The organism is Microbacterium sp. P2_F9, assembly GCF_056403635.1.
The window spans coordinates 1-23,419 of record NZ_JBFUFC010000022.1 but is presented as its reverse complement, the minus strand read 5'-3'; the positions used below and the strand labels follow the sequence as shown (position 1 = coordinate 23,419).

The following is a 23,419-nucleotide window of genomic DNA, read 5'->3' as shown; positions in this document are numbered from 1 at the left end:
GGCTTACGCGGGACCGTAGATCCGCTGTGCCGTGCGTCTCCAGATTGCCGCCGACTCGCTCGAGGTCAGCACCGGGAGCGCGCCGGCCGTCCGGTCGATGATCTCTGCGTAGCTTCCGACCCGCGTCGACATCGGCCAGTCGCTGCCGAACATGAGGCGATCGGGGCCGAGAGCGTCGACCGCGGCGTCGATGGCACCTCGCGCGGCGGCATCCGCGTCCGATCGCGTCTCATGCCGAGTGAAGACGCCGGAGATCTTCGCCGAGACGTGGGGGCTGCCGCTCAGACGAGCCAGAGCGGTCCGCCACTCCGGCGTCGGGGCGAGCGCGCCCAGCCCCAGATGGCAGAGCACGATCTCCAACCGCGGGTGCGCGGCGGCCAACTGCTGGACGACGGCGATCTGGTCGGGCCGGAGCAGCAGCTCCAGCACGATGCCCTGCTCCTCAAGACGTCCGAGCAGGCTGTCCAGGCCATCCAGATCCAACCAATGCGCAGCGCGGCGATGGAGCGGCAGGCGCACACCAGCCGGCACGATGCCGAGCCGGTCGACGGCCGCCTGCACCCGGCCAAGCCACGTCCCGGCAGCCGCCTCGTACTGAAGCACCACCCGGAAGGGAAGAGCGGTCTGCCCGCCCGCTTCACCGAACAGCCACTCCGCTTCCTCGGCCGACTCGCCGGCCTGCACCGCGACCGCCTGCACGACCGGGCGATCGCCGATCGCCGTCTGGAGATCGACGACCCGGTAGCGCGGCGCGAGCTCGGGCACGCCGGCGAGCCAGGGCAGGTCGAACCGGCTCGTGTCCCACAGGTGGACGTGCGCGTCGATGATCGGGGGCACGGCGTCAGCCATCGAGCTCGTGCCACAGCGCGGCCGGCACGACGGCGGTGGCGTCCGCCGCGAACTGCCGGACTTCGTCGGCTGTTCGCGCCCCGACCACAACGCCCGTGATGGCCGGGTGCCGCAGCGGGAAGCCGATGGCGGCGGCGGCGAGTCGCACCCCATGATCGGTGCACTGCTGCTGCATGGCGCGGGCCCGCGCGAGCTCATCGGGACGAGCGGGGCGATAGTCGTAGCGGGCGTCGTCGGCAGGATCGGCAAGGATCCCGGTGTTGAAGACCCCGGCCGCAATGACGTCGACGCCGTGCGAGGCCGCCGCCGGGAGCAGGTCCTCGGCGGCGGAACGGTCGAGGAGCGTGTAGCGGCCAGCGACCATCACCAGGTCGACATCCGACTCCGCGGCGAACCTCGCGAGCGGTGCGGAAAAGTTCATGCCCACGCCGATCGCTCTGACGACGCCCTCCGCGCGCAGCCGGAGCATCGCGGGGATCGCGGTCCGCAGTGCGAGATCGACGTCGTCGGGGTCGTGCAGGTAGAGCACGTCGATCCTGTCGACGCCGAGCCGGGCGAGACTCGATTCGAGACTGCGGAGCACGCCGTCACCGCTGAGATCCCCGATCGTGCGGACACCGACGCCGCCTGGCGGGACGACGTCGCCGTGCGCGTCGACGATCTGGCGGCCGACCTTGGTCGCGATCGCGACGCTGTCGCGGTCGACGCCCTCGAGGGCGCTGCCGAGCCGGCGTTCGCTGAGCCCGGCACCATAGTGCGGGGCCGTGTCGAAGAATCGGATGCCGGAGGCGAGCGCCGTCGCGACGGTCTCGTCGGCGTCGGCCTCGCTGACGGCGGTGAACAGGTCGCCGATCGGAGCGCAGCCGAGGCCGACGCCGGCGAGCAGTCCTTCGGGTGGGATCAGCGGGGCGAGCTGGTCGCCGAGCGCCATGCCTCGTACTCCTCGCGGGTCGCCGGGGTGAGGGGGTAGTAGTCGCTCAGCCGGGCGCCGCTGTCGAGGCGCTCACGGCTGAAGACCTCCCAGTCCTGGTGGTCCTTGGCGGATTCACGCACATCCCGCGCGAGAGCCTGCGGGACGATGACGGGGCCGTCGTCGTCGGCGACGACGAAGTCGCCGGGCATGCAGAGCACACCGCCGACCGCGACCGGCACGTCGTAGGCCCAGGGGAAGAGCTCCGACTGCGAGGCGTAGTGCGGCGTGGTGCCGGTGCACCAGACCGGGATACCGAGTTCGCGGATGCGGCCGGCATCGCGGATGCGGCCGTCGACGACGATGCCCGCGCCGCCCTTGCGCTGGAAATAGCGGGCGAGGATGTCGCCGATGCATCCGGAGAAGGCGCTGCCATACGCCTGGATGACGAGCACATCGCCGGGCTGCACCGTCTCCATCACGGCCCAGAGCGCCGTGTGGCGCTCGACGTATTCCTGCGAGAGCCCCGAGGCGAGGTCTTCTCGCTGGGGCATGAACTGCAGGGTGAGCGCCGAGCCGACCACCTTCTGGCCGGGCACGAGCGGGCGCGGCCCCTCCACGAACGTGCGACGGATGCCGAGCCCATGCAGCTTCGAGCAGGCGGTGGCCGACCCGATCTCCTGCATGGCCTCGAGTTCTTCCGCGTCCGGACGGCTCCACGCGCCGCCCCGGATCGGCAGGTCGACGGCGCGGGGCGGTGGGGCGGTCACCTGGTCGGTCATGATGGGGTCCCTTCGGTTGATGCTGGACGGGCGACGTGATGCCGCGGCGGTCTGATGGGTTCGGTGATGGTCAGCACGAGATCGGCGCGATGCGCGGGGGGAAGCTCTACGAGCAGGTCCGGCGCGTCGACGGGCAACTCGGCCGTGACGATCCTCCCGGGCACCGATGTGTACCGGACCGGGTCTCCCGGGTAGGCGGAATCGACCTCCCCGGTCGATTGCACGGTGCTGATGTCGCGCTCGCCGAACCGGCCAGGGCGGATCCGGATGCGGCGCGACTCCAGATTCGACAGGTTCACCAGTTCGATCGCCAGTCGATCGCCGTCGATCGAGGAGACCAGGGCCGCGACATCCGGTGGCAGCCCCGGACGCGCCAGGTCGGCATCCTCGTAGCTGACCGCGACCAGCGGAAGCCCGCCGTTGTAGAGCACCTGCGGCGCGCCGGAGATGAGCTGGGTGAGCACCTCGGTCACGACCGGCTGCACACGCTGCCAGAAGTGGATGTGCATGGTCGCCGGGTCGGGATCCTCGGTCTGCATGAGCGCCACCCGGCGCGCGACCTGTCCGAGTGCCATCGAGAGCGCACGTTCGGGGTAGTCGGGGTTCTCGCCGGCCAGGAAGCTCAGCCACGGCAGGTCGTGACCGCCCTCCGCCTTGTCGCGGAACGGCTTGACCGCGGTGGGCGACTCGGGCTGGACGGCCATCAGCCGACGGAGCCGTTCGAGATCCGCGCGGTCTCGCGACACCCACCAGAGCCAGGTCGGCAGTTCGAGCGGGATCGGGCCGAAATCGAACCAGCCGCTGGGCCGGTACCGGTGCGGGACTAGCAGTGCAGGCGTCGCCGCGTCCTCGCCGAGACGGCTGAGCCAGTTGTCGCGGAGACTCATCGGGGTATCTGCGACGGATGCCGTGATCCCCGCCGCGACGACGGTGTCGAGTGGCACGCGGGCCAGCTCGAGATACCCATCGTCGCCGGTGACCAGCCCGGCGTTCGTCGCGCCGATCAGCGCGGCCATGCCGACGCAGGGAAGGCCGTGGGGCCAGGTCCAGCCGTAGTGGCCGCCATACCAGCGCCCATCCTGAAGCGATCCCACGATGCCGTCCGGGCCCACGTTGTCGGGGAGGAGCCCGCCGTTCGCCCTGGCCCGCTCGAGCCATCCATCGACGTAACGCGTGATCCACGCGGCCGCGCGCTGATCTCCGTCATAGAGCCAGTGGTTCGCGACCAGACTCGTCGCCCCGAGATTGACCGCCACGTCTCCGTGCGCACGGCGGCGCATCTCGGCGCCCATGAGGTCCGCGTTCGCCGGATCCTCGAGGTCAGCCCACGTGTCGATGCCGGGGATCCCCTCGAGCGGCAGCCCGTACGGCTTCATATTGAGCTGGCCGGCCGAATACGACTCCCACTCGTCGCCGACGCCCTCGAGCGCCCCGCTAGCGCCGTTGTGGGGAGCGAGGATCACGTTGGCTGCCGGGTCGTAGTTGCCCTTTGCCTGATCCAGATAGAGATCGGCGAATCGGCGCGCACGCTCGCGGAACTCGGCGTCGTCAGGATCGGCGGCGCAGAGAGCGTAGAAGAAGATGAGCGATTCGCCCTGGTGGAACCAGTCGTAGCCGTTCTCGTACTCGTCGGTGAGCATGCCCGCTTCGGTGAGCTGTGCGGTGACCCCACGCCAGTGGTGTTTCGCTGCTTCGAGGATCTCGTGCCCGCCGCCGAGTGCGAAGAAAGACGGCCAGTTGAAGAACGGCTCGTAGAAGTCGTCCACCCCATCACGGCTCTCGAGGGGTCCGGTGTAGCGAAGGCGTCCATCGCTCTCGCAGTAGCGTTCCGCGAACCGCGGCCACGCCCGCTCGATCTCCTCGAACAGCCTCCGCTCCAGCACCGCCCAGGCGGGGATCTCCCGGAGGGGGGTGGTCAGGATCTCCCAGTCGGGCACGGGATCAGCCCTTGGTCGCCCCGGCGACCAGGCCGCCGATGATGTGACGCTGCATCACGATGAAGAAGATGAGCGCCGGCGCGATCGCGAGCAGCAGCGTCGGGAAGACGGTGGTGTAGTCGGTGGAGTACTGATCGACCGCCGCGTACACGCCTGTCGTCACGGTGTAGATCCCCGAACCAGGGCCGAGGATCACCTGCGGGTTGATGAAGTCGTTCCAGACGCTGATCGAGTTCAGCACCACGATCGTCGCCACGGCCGGCCTCATGATCGGGAAGATGCACGACCAGAACGCACGGATCTTTCCCGCGCCGTCGAGGGACGCCGCCTCGTCGATGTCCCGCGGCACGGTGCGCAGGTACGCCGTGAACAGGAAGATCGTGATCGGCAGGGTGAGCGCTGTCTCGAACAGCACGAATCCGGGGATCGTGCCGATGAGTCCGAGCATCCGCAGCACGAACACGACGGGAATGAGCGTGACCTGGCCCGGGATGAACAGCCCCGACACGAAGAGCAGGAGCAGCGCGAGGTGCCATTTGCGCCGCCCGCGTGCGATCACATACGACGCCGGCGCGGCGAGGAGGATGCAGAAGAGGTTGACGAGCAGCACGAACAGCAGCGTGACGCCGTACGCGGCGATCACGTTGAATCGCTCGCTCGTGGCGGCTTTCACGAGATAGTCCAGCGTGAACGAGCCCGGCGAGAAGCCGAGCGGGTTCAGCAGGATGTCCTGCGCCGGCTTGAAGGCGCTGATCACCATGATGTACAGCGGGACGAGCATGACCACGGCCACGAGACCGAGGATGAGCCACTTGAACACCTTGCCGGCGAGGGGCTCTTTGATCTTCGTGGTACGGCTGCGGCGCTTGCGGTTCTTGACGGCGGTGTCCTTCTCGGTTGCGGCCTCGCTGGTGAGGTCGGCTGCCACGGGAGTCATGACCGCATCGGTCGTCGACATCACTCGCTCACCTTCTTCTCGGCTCCACGACGGGAGAGGGTAACGGCAAGACCCAGGATCGCCGTGACGATCAGCAGGATGACCGATTGGGCGGCACCGAAGCCCAGCTTGGCGTTCTGGAACGAGTCCATCAGGATCTGGTAGACGATGGTCTGTGTCGAGGCGGCCGGACCGCCGTCCGTGAGGGCGAGCACGATGTCGTAGACCTTGAGGAATCCGACCAGCGTGAGTACGACGTTCACGGTGACGATCGGAGCGAGGAGCGGCAGCGTGATGTGGCGGAACCGCGCCCAGCGGTTCGCGCCGTCCACGGTGGCGGCCTCGTAGTACTCGGCGGGGATCGACTTGAGGCCCGCGATGTACAGGATCATGTTGAAGCCGAAGTGCGACCAGACGACCGTGAAGATCACGGTGGCTTTCGCGAACATCGGATCGGTGAGGAACGGGATCGAGCCCCACCCGGCCTGGCCGAGCATGCTGTTCACGACGCCATGCGGGGCGAGCAGCGCCGACCACAGGAACCCGATGATGAGCGCGCTGATGATGTAGGGGTAGAAGAAGACCGTGCGGGCGACCGCATTCGTCGCGCCCGGTCCGCTGATCAGCGCGGCCAGGCCGAGGCCGACCGCGTTGCACAGGATGGTGCCCGCGACGGCGAGGATGGCAGTGAAGATCGCTGCGTCGAGAGTGCGCGGGTTCTTGAAGGCGTCGAGGTAATTGTCGAAGCCGATGAAGTCGAGGTTGAGGCTGTAGCCGGTCCAGCTCGTGAGGCTCAGCACGAACGCCAGCCCCATCGGAATGACGAACATCGCAAGGAACACGATGACCGCCGGGGCGCTCATGAGGAAGCCGGGCAGTCGACGCTTCCAGACAACCAGGGCGCGGGATGCATCTGCCATCGTCGGCCTCCATTCATCGTTGAGTGGTGGGGGTGGGGGATGGGGGCGCGAGCCGGAACTCGCGCCCCCGATGAGTGGTGCTTCTTAGCGGTTCGCTTCGAACCAGGCGTCCATCGCCGCGAGCATGGCATCGGCTGATCCGCCGGTGATGAGGCCCTGGGTCTGGGTGTTCAGCTCGGCGCCGTAGCCGGCCGGAACGGTGCGTCCGCCGTAGCCGTCGCCGGAGGGGGTGAAGGCGTCGGCGGGAGTGTCTGCGATGATCTGCTGCAGTTCCTCACCGAGCGGCGTGGTCTCGTACTCGTAGCCTTCGCGGAAGTTTCCGTCGATCTTGAGCTGGGCGATGACGGCGTCCTTGTCGGTCACGAGGAATTCGACCAGCTTCGCCGCCGCGTCCTGGTGCTTGGACGCCTTCATGATGACGTAGGGGGCAGCGAGGTTCGCGATCTGCGCCGGAGTGACACCCTCTACGGCCGGAGCCGCGAAGACGCCGATCTCGGGCTTGTCGGTTGCCTTTGCCTCGGCGGCGGCGAACCAGCTGCCCATCGGGTACATGGCCGCCTTGCCTGCGAGGAACGACGTCTCAGCGTCGGGGTACTTCACGCCCACCGAGTCGGCTGGGATGTAGCCATCCTTCACCCACGACGCGTAACGCTCGACAGAGTCGCGGTAGGTGTCGCTCCAGACGAGGTCACCTGAGGAGATGCCGTGGTACCAGTCGGGCTCCTCGCCGATGACGGACGGGATCGCGGTGTACTGCAGCGAGAGGTTGGTCATCCACTCTCCGCCGGACTGGATCGGCGTCCAGCCCGCATCCTTGAGCTTTTTCAGGTCCGCCTCGAACTCCTCCATCGTCGTGGGAGTGGCCTCGATGCCGGCATCCTTGAACGCCTGCTTGTTGTAGAACACCGTTCCCTGAAGCTGGAAGCCGACGCCGGCCGTCAGGATCTTGCCGTCCATCGCGTACTGCTCGGCGAGGGGACCGTTCTTGGCCCAGTCGTACTGCGAAAGGTCGACGAGTTCGGGCGCGAGCTCCGCGGTGGGCGCGAGCGTCTCGACGATGTCCGGGACGTCGCCGGACGCGAGGAGCGTAGGCAGCGTCTTCGCGACGGACTCAGCCGGCGGCTGGATCTTGACGTCGATGTTCGGGTTCGCCTTCTCGAACGGCGCGACCAGCTCGTTCCAGAACTCCTCGGTGAGGTTGGGCGTGATGTTGACGAGCATGCTGAGCTCGACCTTCTCATCGGAGGCGGCAGGCGTGTTTCCTGAGCTGCTGCACCCGGCGAGGGCGAGGCCGGCGACAGCGAGACTCGCTGCTGCCGCCAGGCTGAAACGGCGTGTGATCATCATTGAACCTTCCGTAGTATTTCGGGCCCCTTGGTGAGGGTCGGGGCAAGCGTACGATAATCGATAATCGTTGGCAATAGCGAAAATCGATAATCGTCTTGGCGATGTCGGGCTCGCTCCACACGTCGGGTTCGGGCGGGGCGGATCGCGCATGGATCGAGCGCGACGACGACAGCGGGCAATTGTAGAAAAAGCAAGCTGAGTGGCTGGTGGGAGCCGGTGCGAGACGCCGAGCGGCTACGGCTCGGCGGTCTGCGACTCCTGGCTTCCATGGCGTTCGGAGAGGTGGAGCTCACCGCTCGCATGACGGCGGAAGAGATCCGCCGCGCGGTCCGGCGCATCGCCTTCGAGGACGTCGAGCAGATCGCGATGCGACTCCGCGACGTGATGCCAGTCCCCGGCATAGCCGGGATCTGACAGGACGTGCAGGGAGCGGAGACTCGGCTCGATGATGTCCCACATGCGGGGAAGATAGCTGTTGCCGCTCGCGACGATGACCGCCCGATGGAACTCGAAGTCGAACTCGCGGAACGCGGTCACATCGTTCACCATCGCCGACCTCGACATGTCTGCGATCAAGGACTCGAGTGACGAGCGGGCAGCGGCATCCAGTCGGCCGCACGCGAAGCGTGCGGCGAGCTCCTCGAGCGTCACCCGTGCGACTCTGGCCTGTTCGACCTCGGCTCGCGAGTAGTCGGCGACGAAGCTGCCATGGTGTCGCACCTGCTGCACGAGGCCGTCGTGCGTCAGGCGCTTGAGGGCCTCCCGCACGGGGGACTGGCTGACCTTCAGCTGTCTGGCCAATTGAGACTCGACGAGCTGCTCGCCCGGCTGCAGCGTCGAATCTCGGATCATGCCTCGAATCATCGAGTAGATCTGATCAGACAGCAGGCCCCTGTCGAGACTCTGCATTCGCGCCGTTGCATCGGACATGACCACACAGTACCCGATAATCGACTATCGCTAGTCGATCCGCGGTCGACGCTGCGGCAACGCCCACCCGGGTTCAGTGCCGGAGGACTGCGTCCTGGAGTCGGGTCTTGGAGGTGGTGACGGGCCGCCATCGGAGGGTGGCGTCGCACCAGCTGGGGGCTTGCACTTCGGGGACGCCGTGGTTCATCCGGATCTTCCATCCGCAGAAGTCGATGAATCTGTGATGAAACCAGCAGAGCAGCACACCGTTATCGGTGTGGGTAGGTCCGCCATTCACGTGCTCGAGAACGTGRTGGATTTCACACCATCCGGCGGGGATGCCGCAGCCGGGGATGATGCASCCGCCGTCGCGGAGGGCGATSGCGCGGCGCTGGTGCCGGTTGAACACSCGCTCYTCGATGCCGATCCGGACGATGCGGCCGTCGTCSCGGGACGTGATCCGCTGGATGGTGCCGGCGCASCCGACATGCAGCGCCGCCSYCATYCCGAGSGGCAGGTCGCAGCCCTGCGCGTGCGCGTATCCCGTGCCGCGCTCGGCGTCCTCTTCGCGGACGGACACGATCAGGGTCGGGGCGGCGCCGCCGATCGTGGGCAGCAGCCCACTGGAGGCCGCCACCGACAGGGCGCTGGCGAGCGCGTCGTGCTGCTGCTGCGCGCGCGTCCGGAAGTCGCGCGGAACCACCGCGTCGTCGGGTTCGCCGTCGCTGGGGGAGTCTTCGGTGAACCGGACGCCGTGGTAGGCCGGGTTGCTGTGCGCGTCGAAGATCATCTGCAGCTGCGCGGCGACCTCGGGCATGAGGTTCCCCCGGCACGGGACGCCCCAGTCGGTCGGCGCGCCGAGCGTGAAGGAGCGCTTGTGTTCGGTCATCCGCTCCCGTGGTTCGGCGCCATCCTGATCGAGCGCGATCGACCACGCCTGCGCCTGCACCCGCAGCAGGTCGGCACCCATCGGCGGCGCACCATCCGGGCCCTCGCCGCGCGACTGAGCAGCCAGTGCCGCGTCGGCGGCGAGCAGCGCCTCCCGGGAGATCCGCGACCTCGCCGACAGCAGCGGACCGGCGACCGCGACCAGCCCRTCGACGCCGAYAAGCCCCTCGCACAKYGCCGCGCGCATSSCMGGGAGCGCCGGSTCGAGCAGCTCACCGGTGGTGAGSGACRCCTCAGGCCGCACGGCACTCGAGGCGCGRCGCARCCGSGASACCGTCGACCGGGMGCACAGCGTGGCCCGYTCCACCAGYTCGCTGACRTCRTGGCAGCCGARCCGSGTCGTCATCCGRTCGTCCCGATCACCCGACGACGACCGCGTCTCGACCTCGCCGACCGCSTCGATCAGCACCGCATCSAGCCGCCGGCCGATCCGCGCCGTCGTCGACATCAGAGACAGGAGATCAGCCTCGTCGGCGATCCGCAGCGCCCCGCCGACTACAGCTTCGGCCACGACCTCAGCGATCATCGCGTCGAGTGCTTCGAGGCGGTCGATGAGGTCTTTCATACCCCTATTCTGCTGAGGGCCACCGACATTCCGACCCCGAAATCAGCCTGATCAGCCGACATTCTCGACCAATTTCGAGATGCCAAGCACGAGGCCCGACGACGACTGCCTGGGCACACCGGCACGCCGTCTCCTGACACCTCAGCGCAGGGCGAGTTCCGGGGTCACGCCGGCGTCGGCGAGATCGCGCAGCCGCGCCGTGATGGCCCCGGCGACGCGGTCGGTCTGGCGAAAGGACAGCGAATCGCCGCGCGGGCGCGTGAAAGCTCCGGCCTCGGTGGCCGCGGTGAACGGTCCGACGCCGAACAGCGACTCGTGGGCGAAGCCGTCGGGAGCGACGACGCGGCCGTCGGCGTCGACGTCGATGCGCCCGAGCGAGCCTTCGAACGAGGCATCCGCGACGCGGAACTCCCGGCCATGCGCGGCGGCGAGTTCTCGGAGGGCGTGGTTGTCGCTGACAGCCGCACCGGACTCCGGCAGCCAGGCGTCGACGAGCGCGCGGGCGACCGTCTCGCCCGCCACGCGGGGGCTGGATGCCACGAACCCGCGCTCTGCGTCGATCCGGACATCGACATCCGGGCCGAGGAAGCGGACGACGCCGGCCTCGGAGAGTGCGAGGAGCTCCTCGAGCCGGTGCGCGGGCGGCCCGCTCGCCACGTAGCTGAAGAACGTGTGCCACGTCACGGGCAACGCGACGGCGCGAGACCGGGCGCTCCACCGCTCCGGCGGCACATCGGCGAGCGCCAGGAACGACAGCAGAACCGCGAAGAAGACGGCCTGCGCGCTGCTGCGCTCCTGCGTGGTGCGCAGCGTCAGGTCGTCGGCGATGTGGCGGCGGATGCGGTGCTGCAGTTCTTCAGCGGAGGCGAAGGTCTCCGCGCCGAGCGGTCGATCCAGGGCGGGCACATCGAAGCGGTCGAGCGGATCGGGGACGAACCGCTCGGCGGCTCCCCGCAGCACGTCCACATCATGCACGTCGTGCGCGTGGTCGCGCAGTACCTCGCGGAACTCGTCCCACGTGCCGGTCACCCGCTCGGGATGCCCGGTGAACAGCTCCCGGTAGTGGCCCCAGACGAGCTCCTGCGTGATCAGCGGCCACAGGTCGCGCTCGAAGTCGACCGGCGCGGGCCGGGCGACGAGGCGGGCGACGGCATCCTTCGTCAGCACTTCGAGTTGCGGCGGATCGCCCTGGATGACCGACGACACCTTGGACCGGTAGGGCACCCCCCGGCGGGAGCCGATGTGCAGGCGCGGTTCGCGACCGGATGCCTCGTACCGCAGCGGGCCGTCGGCGTCACGGTGGAAGCGGCCGCCGCGCCCTTCGGCGAGCAGCACCACGAGGTCGACGGCGGCCAGGCCCATGCCGCGGACGATGACATCCTCGCCCGGGGCGAGCGCGGACAGCTCGGCGTCGGCGGTGAAGTCCGGGGGGACGTAAGTCAGTCCCGCTTCGGCGGCGTCGGCGATCAGCGCGGCGGTCGGTCCGGCCGGCGTGCGCCCGTTATGACCCACCGCGTAGATCACGAGGTCGGCGCCCAGCCGGTCGCCGCCGGCGAGATCGACAGCGTGGCCCCAGGCGTCGGGCCGAACCCCGGTCACGGTGTCACGCAGCCAGCGCACCGATACCCCGGCGGGAGCCGCGTCCACCGTCGTGCGCCAGAACCAGTCGAGGTAGCAGCTCTGCAGCTGCCGGGTCGGGAAGCTGTCGCCGGCCAGCGCGTGCAGTTCGGCGGTGACCCCGGCATCCGTGATCTCGACCTCCGGAAGTGCACCGTTGCGGACGAGTTCAGCCCATTCGATCAGCGACGGACCGGGGCGCACCGGGCCGTCGATCGTGCAGGTGTCGTCGGTGAACACGGTGACATCCCGCGCCATCGAGTTGAGCTTGAGCAGCGGGGACTGGTCGTACCGCCAGATGCGTCCGGCGCCGGGCGGGTGCGGGTCGACGAGCGTGATGTCGAGGCGGCCGGGCTGCTCGCCCAGGTGCGCGAGGACGCGTTCGAGCAGCATCACCGCGCGCGGGCCGGCGCCCACGAAGACCAGCCGCAGGACCGCGGCCGCGGCATCCGTCTCGGTCACCGGCCTGCGGCGACCGGCGCCCCCGCCCGCACCGGGGCGAGCTCCAGCAGGTCGTGCAGCGTCGCACCCTCTTCGTACGACGTGCGGTACGAGCCGCGCTCCTGCAGGAGGGGGATCACGCGCTCGGTGAACTCGTCGAGCCCGTGCGGGGTGACGTGCCCGATGACGGTGAAGCCATCGGTCGCGCGCTCCTGCACGAACCGGTCGATCTCGGCGGCGACGAAATCGGGCGTTCCGACGAACGTGTGGTTCGCGGTGAGCCGGATGATGAGATCCCGGATGCTGAGATTCTCGGTCGCGGCGACCTCACGCAGGCTCGCGATCCGCGCGCGCACCGCCGCGTGGCGGTTCGCGAAGCCCTGGGCGGACTCCACGCCGGTGTCGGGCTCGACATCCGGAAGCGGGCCGTCGGCGTCGTAGCCGCTGAAGTCGCGGTTCCAGATCTGCTCGAGATAGGTGATCGCCGTCTCGGGGCGCACCTGCGCCAGCGCGATCTCGCGTGAGCGCTCCTTCGCCTCTTCGAGGGTGTCGCCGAGGACGAAGCTGGCGGCAGGAAGGATCTTGAGCGAGTCCTCGGAGCGCCCGCGCTCGGCGAGCCGCCCCTTCACATCGCGGTAGAAGTTCTGCGCGTCGGTGAACTCGGTGTGCCCCGAGAAGATGACGTCGGCATGATCGGAGGCGAAGTCCCGGCCGTCCGCGGAGTCGCCGGCCTGCACGATGACCGGGCGTCCCTGCGGGGAGAGCGGAATGTCGAAGAGGGCGTCGATGTCGAAGAGGCGACTGTCGAAGCGCACCGGCGCGACACCAGCGCCGTCGAGGAAGACGCCGGCCTCGGCATCCGCCACGATCGCGTCGTCCTGCCACGAGGCCCACAGGCGCTTGGAGATCTCGGCGAACTCCGACGCGCGCGTGTAGCGGTCGGCGTGGTCGAGGTAGCCGCCGCGGCGGAAGTTCGCGCCGTGGAAGGCGTCGGAGCTGGTGACCGCGTTCCAGCCGGCGCGACCGCCGGACAGGTGGTCGAGCGTCGCGAGCTGACGGGCGAGCTCGTACGGCTCGTTGAAMGTCGTGGAGAGCGTGCCGACGAGACCGATGTGCTCGGTGACGCCGGCGAGCGCCGCGAGGATCGCGAGCGTGTTCGGGCGGCCGAGCACGTCGAGGTCGTGCACCTGCCCGCGGTGCTCGCGCAGCCGCAGGCCCTCGGCCAGGAAGATGTAGTCGAACAGCCCGCGCTCGGCGTTGCGGGCGAAGTACTCGAACGACGAGAAGTCGATCTGGCTGCCCGCGGTCGGGTCGGTCCACACTGTCTGGTTGTTGACGCCGGGGAAGTGGGCGGCGAGGTGGATCTGGCGCTTCGATGCAGAGCGGCTCATGCCGAAACCTCCTGTCGGGTGTATCGACTCGAGCGCAACGGCAGGCCGAGGCGCTCGCGCAGGGTGGCGGCGCCGTTGTCGGACTGCAGGATGCCGGCCGCGCTCGCGCGCGGGATCACGTTCGCGGTGATGGCGGTGAGATCGGCGGGAAGACGCGCCGGGCGCAGCCGCACCCCGTCGACACCGGCGGCGGACAGCTCGCGGATGACGTCGACGACGTCGTCCGCGGTGCCCACCACGACGCGCGCGTCAGTCACGAGCTGCTCGTGCGACTGCAGGCGAGCCCACGCCGCATCCGCCGCCGCCTTCGTGGCCTCGATCACGACGATCAGGTCGGCGAAGACCCGCAGCGGCTCGGGCTCGGAGCGTGCCTCGGCGGCCGCTTCGGCGAGCTCGGAGAGGATGCCGGCGGTCGCGGCCGCGTCGGCGGGGGTGATGAACACGACATCGGCGTGCTCGGCGGCGAAGCGATACGGGACCGTTTGATGCGCGAGCGCGGTGATGAGCGGCTGCCCCTGCGGCGACCGAGGCACGATCGATGCGCCGGTGATCGAGAAGAACTCACCCTCGAATTCGAGGTTGTGCACCCGGTCGCGGTCGAGGAATCGCCCGGTCTCGAGGTCGCGGATGATCGCGTCGTCCTCCCACGAGTCCGAAAGGCCCCGGATCGCCTCGACGACCTCGCCGGCTTCGCGGAAGGCCGCCTGCCACGCGGTGTCATCCTCGACGCGGCCCGACGCCGGGAAGCCGGTCGGCCCGTCCGTGCGGCGGCCGAAGTTCGCCCGCTCGGCGGGTGATGAGCCCGCGACGATGCGTGCGCCGGCGCGGCCGTGGCTCGCGTGGTCGAGGGTCTGCAGTCCGGTGGCGAGGTGGAACGGCTCCGGGTGGGTCGTGGTCACCGTTGGCACGAGTCCGATGCGGCGTGTGAGGGGCGCCAGGTACGAGGCCAGGAGGACGGCGTCGAGGCGTCCGCGCACCCGGTCGGCCCGGGGCTCGCCGTCGCCGCTGGCGCGGCCGCCGAAGGAGAGGGCGTCCTCGATCGTCGCGAAGACGATGCCCGCGGCATCCGCTGGCCTGACGAGGTCGCGCCAGTAGCGCGGGGAGGTCAGCTCGCGCGGCTGGGCATCGGCCTCCCGCCAGGCGGCCGGGTGCCAGCCGGCACCATCCAGTGCCACCGCGATCTGCACGGGTTCGGTCACGATGAGGCTCCTTCTGTAGGGGTGCGCACGGCCGAGAAGGTCGTGCGCGTGCGCAGGGCGAACCCGAGGCGCTCGTACGCCGCGATGGCGTTCACGTTGGTCGCTGCAGCGTGCATGAGCGCCCGGTCGCCGCGCTCCTGGATATGGAACGCGACGTCGAGCACGAGCCGCGACGCCAGTCCCTGCCGGCGGTACTCGGCATCCGTGGCGACCGCGCTGATCTCGGTCCAGCCCTCCGGGTGCATCCGCTCCCCGGCCATGGCGACGAGCCTGCCTTCGCGACGGATGCCGACATACCGGCCCAGTTCGTAGGTGCGCGGGCGGAACGGGCCGGGCTGATTGCGTTCGACGATCGCGAGCATCTCGGGCACGTCGTCGGCGCCGAGCAGGATCGCCTCGTCGTCGGGGCGCGGAGTCAGGATGTCCGTCTCCACCAGCTGCACGCCGGCACCGTGGCCCAGGACCTCCCACCCGGCCGGCGGCTCGGGGTAGGCGCCGGAGAGGCCGATGTCCTCGCCCGGACCGACGAGCTCGAGGAGCGCGTCCCAGACGCGCGGCTCATCCCAGGTGCGCACGGCGACGAAGGGCGCCACGTCCGCCGGGTAGCGGCGCACCAGATCGTCGCCGATGGCGAACGAGGCGTGCGGACCGTTCAGGGCGTGCCAGGCCGGGTTGTCGAGCAGTGCGGYGTCGTGGTGCGGGGCAAGGGTGTGGCTCATCGGCGTGTGCGGGTTCCTTCGTGAGTTGCTTCCGAAAAGCCTGCGCCACCGGGTGGTCGGCGGGGTCGGATGCCGTCATCCGAGTTCACACGACGACTCATGAGTGACGCATGGCGGCCCGCGAAGCCCCGGGTGACGTCGCGTATGACCCCCGGTGACAGGACATGAACGTCGATGACGCCGAACCGGACATGGCGCCTGCAGGGGCTGTCATCGTGGCCGACGGACTCGACCGCCGAGACCGCGAACCGAGCAAGGAGAGCGCGTGACCCTCTATATCGGCAGGCGTCTGCTGCAAGCAGTGGTCGTGCTGTGGGCTGCCTACACGGTGTCCTTCATCGTGCTCTACGCGTTGCCCGCCGACCCCGTGAGCCTGCTGGCCGGCGGCGAGGCGACCGACATCTCGGCCGCACAGCTCGACGAGCTGCGCCAGCGTCTCGGGCTGGATCGCCCGCTCATCGTGCAGTACTTCACCCAGCTGGTGGACGTGCTGCACGGCGATCTCGGCACATCGATCGTCACCGGCCGGCCGGTGACCACGATCCTCGCGGAGGCGATCCCGCCGACGCTGCAGATCGCCGCGGCCGGGTTCGTCCTCGCTGTCGTGTTCGGCGGAGGCATCGCGTTCTTCGCCACGTTCACCCGCAATAAGGCGCTGTCCGACTTCCTGATCGGATTGCCGCCGCTCGGAGTCGCGGTGCCGTCCTTCTGGCTCGGCCTGCTGCTCATCCAGTGGTTCTCGTTCGCGATCCCGCTCTTCCCGGCCGTGGGCGACGGGGGACCGATCTCGATCGTCCTTCCGGCGATCACGCTGGCCGTGCCGACCGGGGCGGTGATCGCCCAGCTGCTCGCGAAGAGCCTGGACACGACGCTGCGTGAGCCCTACATCGACACCGCGTGGGCCAAGGGCGTGCGACGCACCCGGCTGCACCTGCGGCACGGCCTCCGCAACGCCGCCCTGCCGGCGCTGACCATGACGGGCCTGATCGTGGGACAGCTGCTGGGCGGCACGGTCGTCACCGAGACGGTCTTCTCCCGGCCAGGGGTGGGCCGGGTGACCGCGGCGGCGGTGCAGCAGCAGGACATCCCGGTGGTGCAGGGCGTGGTGCTGTTCGCGGCATCCGTCTTCGTCATCGCGAATCTGACGGTCGACCTGATCTACCCGCACCTGGACCCTCGCATCGTGCTGGCCGGCGGGCGCAAGCGGCGACGCGGCACCGCCTCGACCACGTCTGACGACGACGCCGCGCCCGTCCCGTCCGACGCCGAATCCGAGGCTCTCGAGCCCGTGGGAGGAGCACGATGAGCGACACGACCGCCTTGCTGCCGGATGCCGCCGAGCGCCCCGCAGACACCTTCACGCAGACCTCGGCGGATCGGTTCGAGGATGCCGTCGCCGACCGCGCCCGCCGCCCACGGGTGCGGCGCCTGATCGAACTGCTGCGCCGCCCGACGGTCGTGCTGGCCGTCATATGGCTCGCGCTCGTGGTGATCGCGGCGATCTGGCCGAGCCTGCTGGCGCCAGGGGATCCGCTGCTCGGAGTCCCCGCGGACAAGCTGCAGCCGCCGTCGGCCGAGCACTGGTTCGGCACCGATCAGATCGGGCGCGACCTCTACACCCGGGTCGTGCACGGCACCCCGCTCACGATCTCGGCCGCGGTCATCGCGGTGTCGGTCGGGATCCTGGTCGGCGCGGTCCTGGGTGTCATCGCCGGGTTCGCCGGCGGAGCCGTCGACGACCTGATCATGCGCGGCGCCGACGTCCTGCTCGCGATCCCGGGGCTCCTGCTGTCGCTCGCCATCATCACGGCCCTCGGCTTCGGAACCGTGAACGTCGCGATCGCGGTCGGCGCGGCCAGCGTGGCATCCGTCTCCCGCATCATGCGGTCCGAGGTGCTTCGCGTCCGCTCGGCTCCCTACATCGAGGCGGCCTACGCCTCCGGGAACCGGTGGGGCCGGGTGCTCGGCCGGCACGTGCTGCCCAACTCGCTCGGCCCGGTGCTGGTGCTGTCGGTGCTCGAACTGGGCGGCGCGATCCTGGCCGTGTCGGCGCTGAGCTTCCTCGGCTACGGCGCCCAGCCGCCGCTCGCGGAGTGGGGATCGCTGGTGTCGGGCGGCCGCGACTACCTCCGGTCCGCCTGGTGGCTGACCACGTTCCCGGGCATCGTGATCGCCCTCACCGTGCTCTCGGCGAACCGGCTGTCGCGTGCCCTCGACCCCGATCGGAGCGTCCGATGACCGCCGCAGCCTGGGGCACTCCCGTCCTCCGCATCGAAGGACTCGCGGTGACCTACCGCACCGCACGCGGCCCGGTCGAGGCCGTCCGCGACGTCTCGTTCGACGTCGCTGCGGGTGAGACCGTCGCGATCGTCGGCGAGTCCGGTTCGGGCAAGTCCACCACCGCGCACGCGATCGTGCGGCTGCTGCCCGCCGCCGCGACCATTCCGGTCGGGAGGCTGCTGCTGGGCGACCCCGACCTCGATGGCATCGACCTCGTGAATGCGACGAGCGCCGAACTCGCTCCGATCCGCGGGCAGCGGATCGGCTTCGTGCCGCAGGACCCCACGGTGAGCCTCAACCCGGTGGTGCGGATCGGCGCCCAGGTCGCCGAGGTCCTCCTCGTGCACGGGCTCGCCGATCGGCAGACCGCCGCGGAACGGGCGATCGAGGCGCTCGAGCGCGCGGGCCTCTCGCACGCCCGGGTGCGCGCCAGGCAGTATCCGCACGAGCTCTCCGGAGGCATGCGCCAGCGTGTGCTGATCGCGATCGCGATGATCGGCCGACCGGAGCTGATCGTCGCCGACGAGCCGACCAGCGCCCTCGACGTGACGGTGCAGCGGCAGATCCTCGATCAGCTCGACGAGCTGCGCGCAGAGACCGGGACGAGCATCCTGCTCATCACCCATGACCTGGGAGTGGCCGCCGACCGCGCCGATCGCATCGTCGTGATGCATCGCGGACGCATCGTCGAGGCGGGCACGCCCGCGGAGGTGCTGTCTGCTCCGGCCGATCGCTACACACAGCAGCTGATCGCGGCGGCGCCGAGCCTCAGCGCCCGGCGGGGCGCGGCATCCCGACTCGCCACAGTGCGCGTCGCCGACCGTCCGGCGCTCTCAGGTCGGCCGGGCGATCCGTTCGCATCCGCCGGCGAAGCGGAGCCCACACCCGGGGCCGCGCCGGTGCTGGAGGTGCGGGACCTCGTCAAGGAGTTCGCGCTGCCCCGCAGCGCCGGCTCGGGCACGCAGCGCGCCGTCGACGGCGTCTCGTTCGCGATCCCGCGGGCACGCACGCTCGCCCTCGTCGGCGAGTCCGGCTCGGGCAAGACGACGACGGCTCGGCTCGCGCTGCGCCTCGTGCCGCCCACGTCGGGAGTCGTGCGCCTGGACGGCGACGACGTCACGAACCTGCGAGGCGCGCGCCTTCGCGAGCTGCGCCGCCGGGTGCAGCTCGTGCAGCAGAACCCGTACGCCACCCTCAACCCGCGCCAGTCGATCGAGCAGATCATCGCCGACCCGCTGCGCGCCTTCGGGCTCGGCGATCGTCGCAGCCGTTCGGCGCGCGCCGCCGAGCTGCTGGATGTCGTCGCCCTGCCCGTCTCGGTGCTGCAGCGGCGACCGGCGGAGCTCTCCGGCGGACAGCGCCAGCGGGTGGCGATCGCCCGCGCCCTGGCGATCTCACCCGAGCTGCTCGTGCTCGACGAGCCGGTCTCGGCCTTGGACGTGCTGATCCAGGATCAGATCCTCACGCTCCTGGTCGGGCTGCAGCGCGACTTCGGCCTCACCTACCTGTTCATCTCGCACGATCTCGCCGTGGTGCGCCAAGTCGCCCACGAGGTCGCCGTGATGCGCCAGGGGCGCATCGTCGAGACCGGCTCCGCCGACGACATCTTCGAGCGCCCCGCGCACGACTACACCCGAGCCCTCATCGACGCCATCCCTGGCGGGCAGGCCTCGACCTCTCTCCCGCCCCACCCGTAACCGCACCCGTACCCGCAAGGAACCCACCATGAGAATCCGAACCACCCTCTCCGCCGCAGCGATACTGACGACCGCGCTCGTGCTCGCCTCGTGCGCCAGTGCCACAACGCAGACCACGTCAGCGGATGCCGCGTCCGGCCCCGTCGACGGCGGCGACCTCGTCTTCGCGATCGCGAACGACCCGATCTCGCTCAACCCGTCCGGCACCGGCTCGGGCAACGACACCTGGTACGTGACCCGTCAGCTGGTCGACTCGCTCCTCTACCAGGACCCCGAGACGAGTGAGCTGGAGCCCTGGCTCGCAACCTCCTACACGGCGAACGCGGACGCCACCGTCTTCACCTTCGAGCTGCGCGACGACGTCACGTTCTCCGACGGCACACCCCTCACCGCCGATTCGGTCAAGGCGACCTTCGACGACATCGTCGCGGCCGGCGCGCTGAGCCCGTCCGTGGCCGCGTTCGTGGGCTACCAGGAGACCGTCGCGGTCGACGACGACACCGTCGAGGTGCACTTCGCGAAGCCGAACGCCGCCTTCCCCAACGCGACGGCCGCGGTCGGTCTCGGCATCGTCGGTGCGGCGACACTCGCCGTCCCCTACGCTGACCGCGCCGACGGCGCCTCCCTCGTCGGCACCGGCCCGTTCACGCTCGAGTCGTACACGAAGGACGTCTCCACCGTGCTCGATCGGCGCGACGACTACGCGTGGTCACCGGCCGTGCGCGGCAACGATGGCGCCGCGCACCTCGACACCGTCACCTTCCAGGTCGTGCCCGAGGCGAGCGTGCGCACCGGCGGGCTGGAGTCCGACCAGTTCGACGTGATCGGAGGTGTCCAGCCGACGGATGTCGACATCATCAAGTCCGCGAACCTGCCGCTCGTCTACCGGGCGAACCCTGGTCTGAGCTTCGGCCTCACCTTCAACGTCTCGCGCCCGCTCGTGTCCGACGTCGTCGTGCGCGAGGCGATCGCCGCGGGGATCAACGCCGAAGAGGTCCGCGACACCTCGCTCAACGACCTGTTCAACGTCGGCACCAGCGCACTGGCGAAGAACACGCCCTCGTGGGCTGACCAGAGCTCGTACTTCGCATTCGACGCCAAAAAGGCCGCCAAGCTGCTCGATGGGGCCGGCTGGGTCGCCGGCGATGACGGCATCCGCGAGAAGGACGGCGACCGCCTCTCGCTCAACCTGATCTGGATCACGAACTTCGGCCCCAACCAGACCAGCCTCGAACTGATCCAGCAGCAGCTCAAGCAGGCCGGCATCGAGCTGAACCTCGCGGGCAGCGTCGTGCCGGACTACCTCGCCAAGCAGGAGGCCGGAGACTTCGACATCGCGTGGGGCAACAGCTCACGCGCCGACGGCGACGTGCTGCGCACGACCTTCTCGAAGGCCACGACCAAGCTCCGCATCGACGACCCGGAGCTCGAGCAGCTGCTCCAGGCGCAGCTCGCCGAGGGCGACCCGGCGGCACGCGCCGACATCCTCGCCGAGGCGCAGGAGCGGATCGCCAGCCAGTACTACCAGATCCCGGTGCACGAGCTCACGTCGATCCTGGGCACTCAGGCCGACGTGCACGATGTCACGCTGGGCGCCGACTCGCGGCTGGAGTCGCTCGTGACGGCCTGGAAGGACGCCGAATGACGCAGCGCCTGGTTCCCCGCGCAGGATTCATCCTCGCGGGGAACCATCCCGACCGCCGGCCTCAGGTCGGACTCGAAGAGACGCTGCGGCTGTTCGCCTTCGGGGAGCAGCTCGGCTTCGATGTCGCCGGCATCCGGCAGCGGCACCTGGAGCGGGGGATCTCCTCTGCCCTCCCGTTCCTGGCCGCGGCCAGTCAGCGCACCGAGACCATCCGGCTCGAGACCGACGTCGTGCCGCTGGGGTACGAGACGCCGTTCCGCCTCGCCGAGGACTTCGGCACCGTCGACGCGCTCGCCGGTGGGCGGGTGAATGTCGGGATCAGCACGTCCTCGCCGCACGGCGAGCTGCTCGCCCCGCTGGGGCGGTCGGAGCAGCCGATCGACCCGTACGCGCTCATCGAGCGGTTCCTCGAAGCGCTCGAGGGGCATGCGCTCCACGCCGAGCCGCTGTACACGCCGTACGGCCCCCAGATCCCGCGCATCGAGCCGCACGTCGCGGGGCTCCGCGATCGGGTCTGGCTCGGCGGCGGGTCGGAGCGGTCCGTGCTCTGGGCGGCGCGCCGCGGACTGAAGCTGCTGCTCGGCAACCTGAGCGACGCAGAGGGGCACGACGTCTTCGAGCCGGCGCAGCGGGTGCACCTCGACGCCTACTACTCCGAGTTCGCCGGCGCCGGCACGCCGGTCGTCGGGGTGGAGCGGGTCATCGTGCCCACCACGACCGCCACCGCGGAGCAGCGCGCGCACTACCGCGACTATGCCGAAGGGCGAAATGCGCGCACGGCGGAGCCCGCGATCCTCGGCGGCCGCCGGGTGGTCTTCCAGCGCGACCTGATCGGCAGCGCCGAGGAGATCGTCGACCGGCTCCTCGACGACCCGTCGATCGACGGACGCACCGAGCTGCGCGTCGCGCTGCCGTACGGATTCGCCGAGGACGAGTACCGCCAGATCCTCTTCGACATCCGGCACGCGGTGCTGCCCGCCCTGGGCTGGCAGCCCGCGCACGAATCGCGCATTACCTCGCGTGAAGTCGCATGACCGCCTTTGACGCACACCCGCCGAGGCATCCCCGCACCCGCGGAATGCTGGCATCCGGAGCGCGAGACCACCGTGCGCCGCTCACCCACGGACAGGAGTACTGATGACTACGAATGACGGACTGCGTCTCGGCGTCGCGCTCGAGGGCGCCGGCTGGCATCCGGCCGCCTGGCGGGAGCCCTCGTCCCGCCCGGATGAGCTGTTCACCCCGGACTACTGGGTGCAGCTCGTGCAGCGCGCCGACGCCGCGGGCATCGACTTCGCCACGATCGAGGACTCGTTCGCGCTGCAGTCCAGCATCCCGTTCGGTCCCGATGAGCGCACCGACGAGGTGCGCGGCCGCCTGGACGCGCTGCTGATCGCGTCGCGCGTCGCGCCGGTCACCCAGCGCATCGGCCTGATCCCCACCGTGACGACGACCCACACCGAGCCGTTCCACATCTCGAAGGCGGTCGCCACGCTCGACTACACGAGCCTCGGCCGTGCGGGCTGGCAGCCCAAGGTGTCGGGCCGGTGGGACGAGGCTCGCCACGTGGGGCGCCGCGACATCCCCCGGATCGAGGAGCTGAGCGACCCCCGCCTGCAGGAGGCGAGCGCGGAGCTCTTCGCCGAGGCGACCGACGTCGTCGAGGTGGTCCGCCGGCTCTGGGACAGCTGGGAGGACGACGCCGAGATCCGGGATGCCGCGACCGACCGCTTCCTCGACGCTGACAAGGTGCACACCATCGACTTCGACGGCGAGCGGTTCAGCGTGCGCGGACCGTCGGTGACGCCGCGACCCCCGCAGGGGCAGCCGGTCATCGCAGCGCTCGCCCACGCCGCACTGCCGTACCGGTTCGCCGCGGCATCCGCTGATGTCGTCTTCGTGACGCCGCAGCGCATCGCCGATGCAGCCGGCATCCTGGCGGAGGTGCGTGCGGCCGAGGCCGCCGTGGGACGCGAGGGCGAGCCGCTGCAGGTGTTCGCCGACATCGTCGTGTTCCTCGACGGCGACGAGTCGGCGGCCCGGCGCCTCGACCGCCTCGACGGACTCGGGCGCCTGCTCGTCTCCGACACACGGATCTTCGCCGGCTCGGCTGCAACGCTGGCCGACGAGATCGCCGCCCTCGGCGACGCCGGCTACGCGGGCGTGCGCCTGCGCCCGGGTGTCGTCACCGACGACCTCCCGCGCATCGCGGACGACCTCCTCCCCGAGCTGCGCCGCCGTGGCCTCCTCGCTGCGAGCGAGGCCACGTCGCTGCGCGGCGTGCTGGGTCTTCCCACCACCGTTCCCAACCGCTACGCGCCTGCAC

General features: G+C 69.9%; 19 protein-coding genes. 6 read left to right on the top strand and 13 right to left on the bottom strand.

The genetic code is table 11. The features are described 5' to 3' along the window. Nucleotides 1–3: 3 nt before the first annotated feature. The 13 genes from AC1DVT_RS04030 to AC1DVT_RS03970 form a co-directional block, all read right to left on the bottom strand. The gene (locus AC1DVT_RS04030; RefSeq protein WP_477386725.1) at nucleotides 4–849 is read right to left on the bottom strand and encodes an amidohydrolase family protein; all 846 of its coding nucleotides are present in this window, start codon (nucleotides 847–849) and stop codon (nucleotides 4–6) included. Then, entirely contained in the window at nucleotides 842–1,780 is a 939-nt protein-coding gene (locus AC1DVT_RS04025) for an aldo/keto reductase (protein WP_477386723.1), read from the bottom strand. The genes AC1DVT_RS04030 and AC1DVT_RS04025 overlap by 8 nt, the downstream gene beginning before the upstream one ends. Continuing rightward, nucleotides 1,750–2,541, bottom strand: a complete 792-nt coding sequence (locus AC1DVT_RS04020; RefSeq protein ID WP_477386721.1) for an RraA family protein — start codon at nucleotides 2,539–2,541, stop codon at nucleotides 1,750–1,752. Before AC1DVT_RS04020 ends, AC1DVT_RS04025 begins: the two co-directional genes overlap by 31 nt. After that, the gene (locus AC1DVT_RS04015; protein WP_477386718.1) at nucleotides 2,538–4,478 is read right to left on the bottom strand and encodes a DUF8034 domain-containing protein; all 1,941 of its coding nucleotides are present in this window, start codon (nucleotides 4,476–4,478) and stop codon (nucleotides 2,538–2,540) included. Before AC1DVT_RS04015 ends, AC1DVT_RS04020 begins: the two co-directional genes overlap by 4 nt. A 4-nt stretch (nucleotides 4,479–4,482) precedes the next feature. Further along, nucleotides 4,483–5,436 carry a carbohydrate ABC transporter permease gene (locus AC1DVT_RS04010; RefSeq protein ID WP_457101288.1) on the bottom strand — a complete coding sequence of 318 codons (954 nt, stop codon included), beginning with the start codon at nucleotides 5,434–5,436 and terminating at the stop codon, nucleotides 4,483–4,485. Then, nucleotides 5,436–6,335, bottom strand: coding sequence for a carbohydrate ABC transporter permease (locus AC1DVT_RS04005; RefSeq protein ID WP_457101289.1), 900 nt, complete (start codon nucleotides 6,333–6,335; stop codon nucleotides 5,436–5,438). Before AC1DVT_RS04005 ends, AC1DVT_RS04010 begins: the two co-directional genes overlap by 1 nt. Nucleotides 6,336–6,419: 84 nt before the next feature. Then, nucleotides 6,420–7,679 (bottom strand): ABC transporter substrate-binding protein, encoded by a 1,260-nt coding sequence (locus AC1DVT_RS04000; RefSeq protein WP_477386716.1) that lies wholly within the window; start codon nucleotides 7,677–7,679, stop codon nucleotides 6,420–6,422. Between the two features lie 237 nt (nucleotides 7,680–7,916). After that, nucleotides 7,917–8,591: a GntR family transcriptional regulator gene (locus AC1DVT_RS03995; protein ID WP_477386748.1), complete on the bottom strand. Its 675-nt coding sequence runs from the start codon at nucleotides 8,589–8,591 to the stop codon at nucleotides 7,917–7,919. A gap of 94 nt (nucleotides 8,592–8,685) precedes the next feature. Then, entirely contained in the window at nucleotides 8,686–9,987 is a 1,302-nt protein-coding gene (locus tag AC1DVT_RS03990; RefSeq protein ID WP_477386746.1) for an HNH endonuclease signature motif containing protein, read from the bottom strand. Nucleotides 9,988–10,245: 258 nt separating this feature from the next. Next, nucleotides 10,246–12,183: an FAD/NAD(P)-binding protein gene (locus tag AC1DVT_RS03985; protein ID WP_477386714.1), complete on the bottom strand. Its 1,938-nt coding sequence runs from the start codon at nucleotides 12,181–12,183 to the stop codon at nucleotides 10,246–10,248. After that, nucleotides 12,180–13,553 carry an NtaA/DmoA family FMN-dependent monooxygenase gene (locus tag AC1DVT_RS03980; protein WP_477386712.1) on the bottom strand — a complete coding sequence of 458 codons (1,374 nt, stop codon included), beginning with the start codon at nucleotides 13,551–13,553 and terminating at the stop codon, nucleotides 12,180–12,182. The genes AC1DVT_RS03985 and AC1DVT_RS03980 overlap by 4 nt, the downstream gene beginning before the upstream one ends. Then, nucleotides 13,550–14,752 carry an LLM class flavin-dependent oxidoreductase gene (locus tag AC1DVT_RS03975; RefSeq protein WP_477386710.1) on the bottom strand — a complete coding sequence of 401 codons (1,203 nt, stop codon included), beginning with the start codon at nucleotides 14,750–14,752 and terminating at the stop codon, nucleotides 13,550–13,552. Before AC1DVT_RS03975 ends, AC1DVT_RS03980 begins: the two co-directional genes overlap by 4 nt. Next, nucleotides 14,749–15,471 (bottom strand): GNAT family N-acetyltransferase, encoded by a 723-nt coding sequence (locus AC1DVT_RS03970; RefSeq protein ID WP_477386708.1) that lies wholly within the window; start codon nucleotides 15,469–15,471, stop codon nucleotides 14,749–14,751. The genes AC1DVT_RS03975 and AC1DVT_RS03970 overlap by 4 nt, the downstream gene beginning before the upstream one ends. 265 nt (nucleotides 15,472–15,736) lie before the next feature. Between AC1DVT_RS03970 and AC1DVT_RS03965 the strand changes: the two genes are divergently transcribed. From AC1DVT_RS03965 to AC1DVT_RS03940, 6 genes are all read left to right on the top strand, one after another. Further along, nucleotides 15,737–16,777: an ABC transporter permease gene (locus tag AC1DVT_RS03965; protein ID WP_477386706.1), complete on the top strand. Its 1,041-nt coding sequence runs from the start codon at nucleotides 15,737–15,739 to the stop codon at nucleotides 16,775–16,777. Beyond that, a complete protein-coding gene (locus AC1DVT_RS03960; protein WP_457101299.1) occupies nucleotides 16,774–17,709 on the top strand; it encodes an ABC transporter permease in 936 nt (311 codons plus the stop codon). Before AC1DVT_RS03965 ends, AC1DVT_RS03960 begins: the two co-directional genes overlap by 4 nt. Next, entirely contained in the window at nucleotides 17,706–19,448 is a 1,743-nt protein-coding gene (locus AC1DVT_RS03955; protein ID WP_477386704.1) for a dipeptide ABC transporter ATP-binding protein, read from the top strand. Before AC1DVT_RS03960 ends, AC1DVT_RS03955 begins: the two co-directional genes overlap by 4 nt. A 28-nt stretch (nucleotides 19,449–19,476) precedes the next feature. Further along, entirely contained in the window at nucleotides 19,477–21,093 is a 1,617-nt protein-coding gene (locus AC1DVT_RS03950; protein ID WP_477386702.1) for an ABC transporter substrate-binding protein, read from the top strand. Continuing rightward, complete coding sequence (locus tag AC1DVT_RS03945; RefSeq protein WP_477386700.1) at nucleotides 21,090–22,127, top strand: LLM class flavin-dependent oxidoreductase; 1,038 nt, start codon at nucleotides 21,090–21,092, stop codon at nucleotides 22,125–22,127. Before AC1DVT_RS03950 ends, AC1DVT_RS03945 begins: the two co-directional genes overlap by 4 nt. A 103-nt stretch (nucleotides 22,128–22,230) precedes the next feature. After that, nucleotides 22,231–23,419, top strand: a 1,189-nt coding sequence (locus tag AC1DVT_RS03940; RefSeq protein ID WP_477386699.1) for an LLM class flavin-dependent oxidoreductase, incomplete at its 3' end; no start/stop codon positions are given.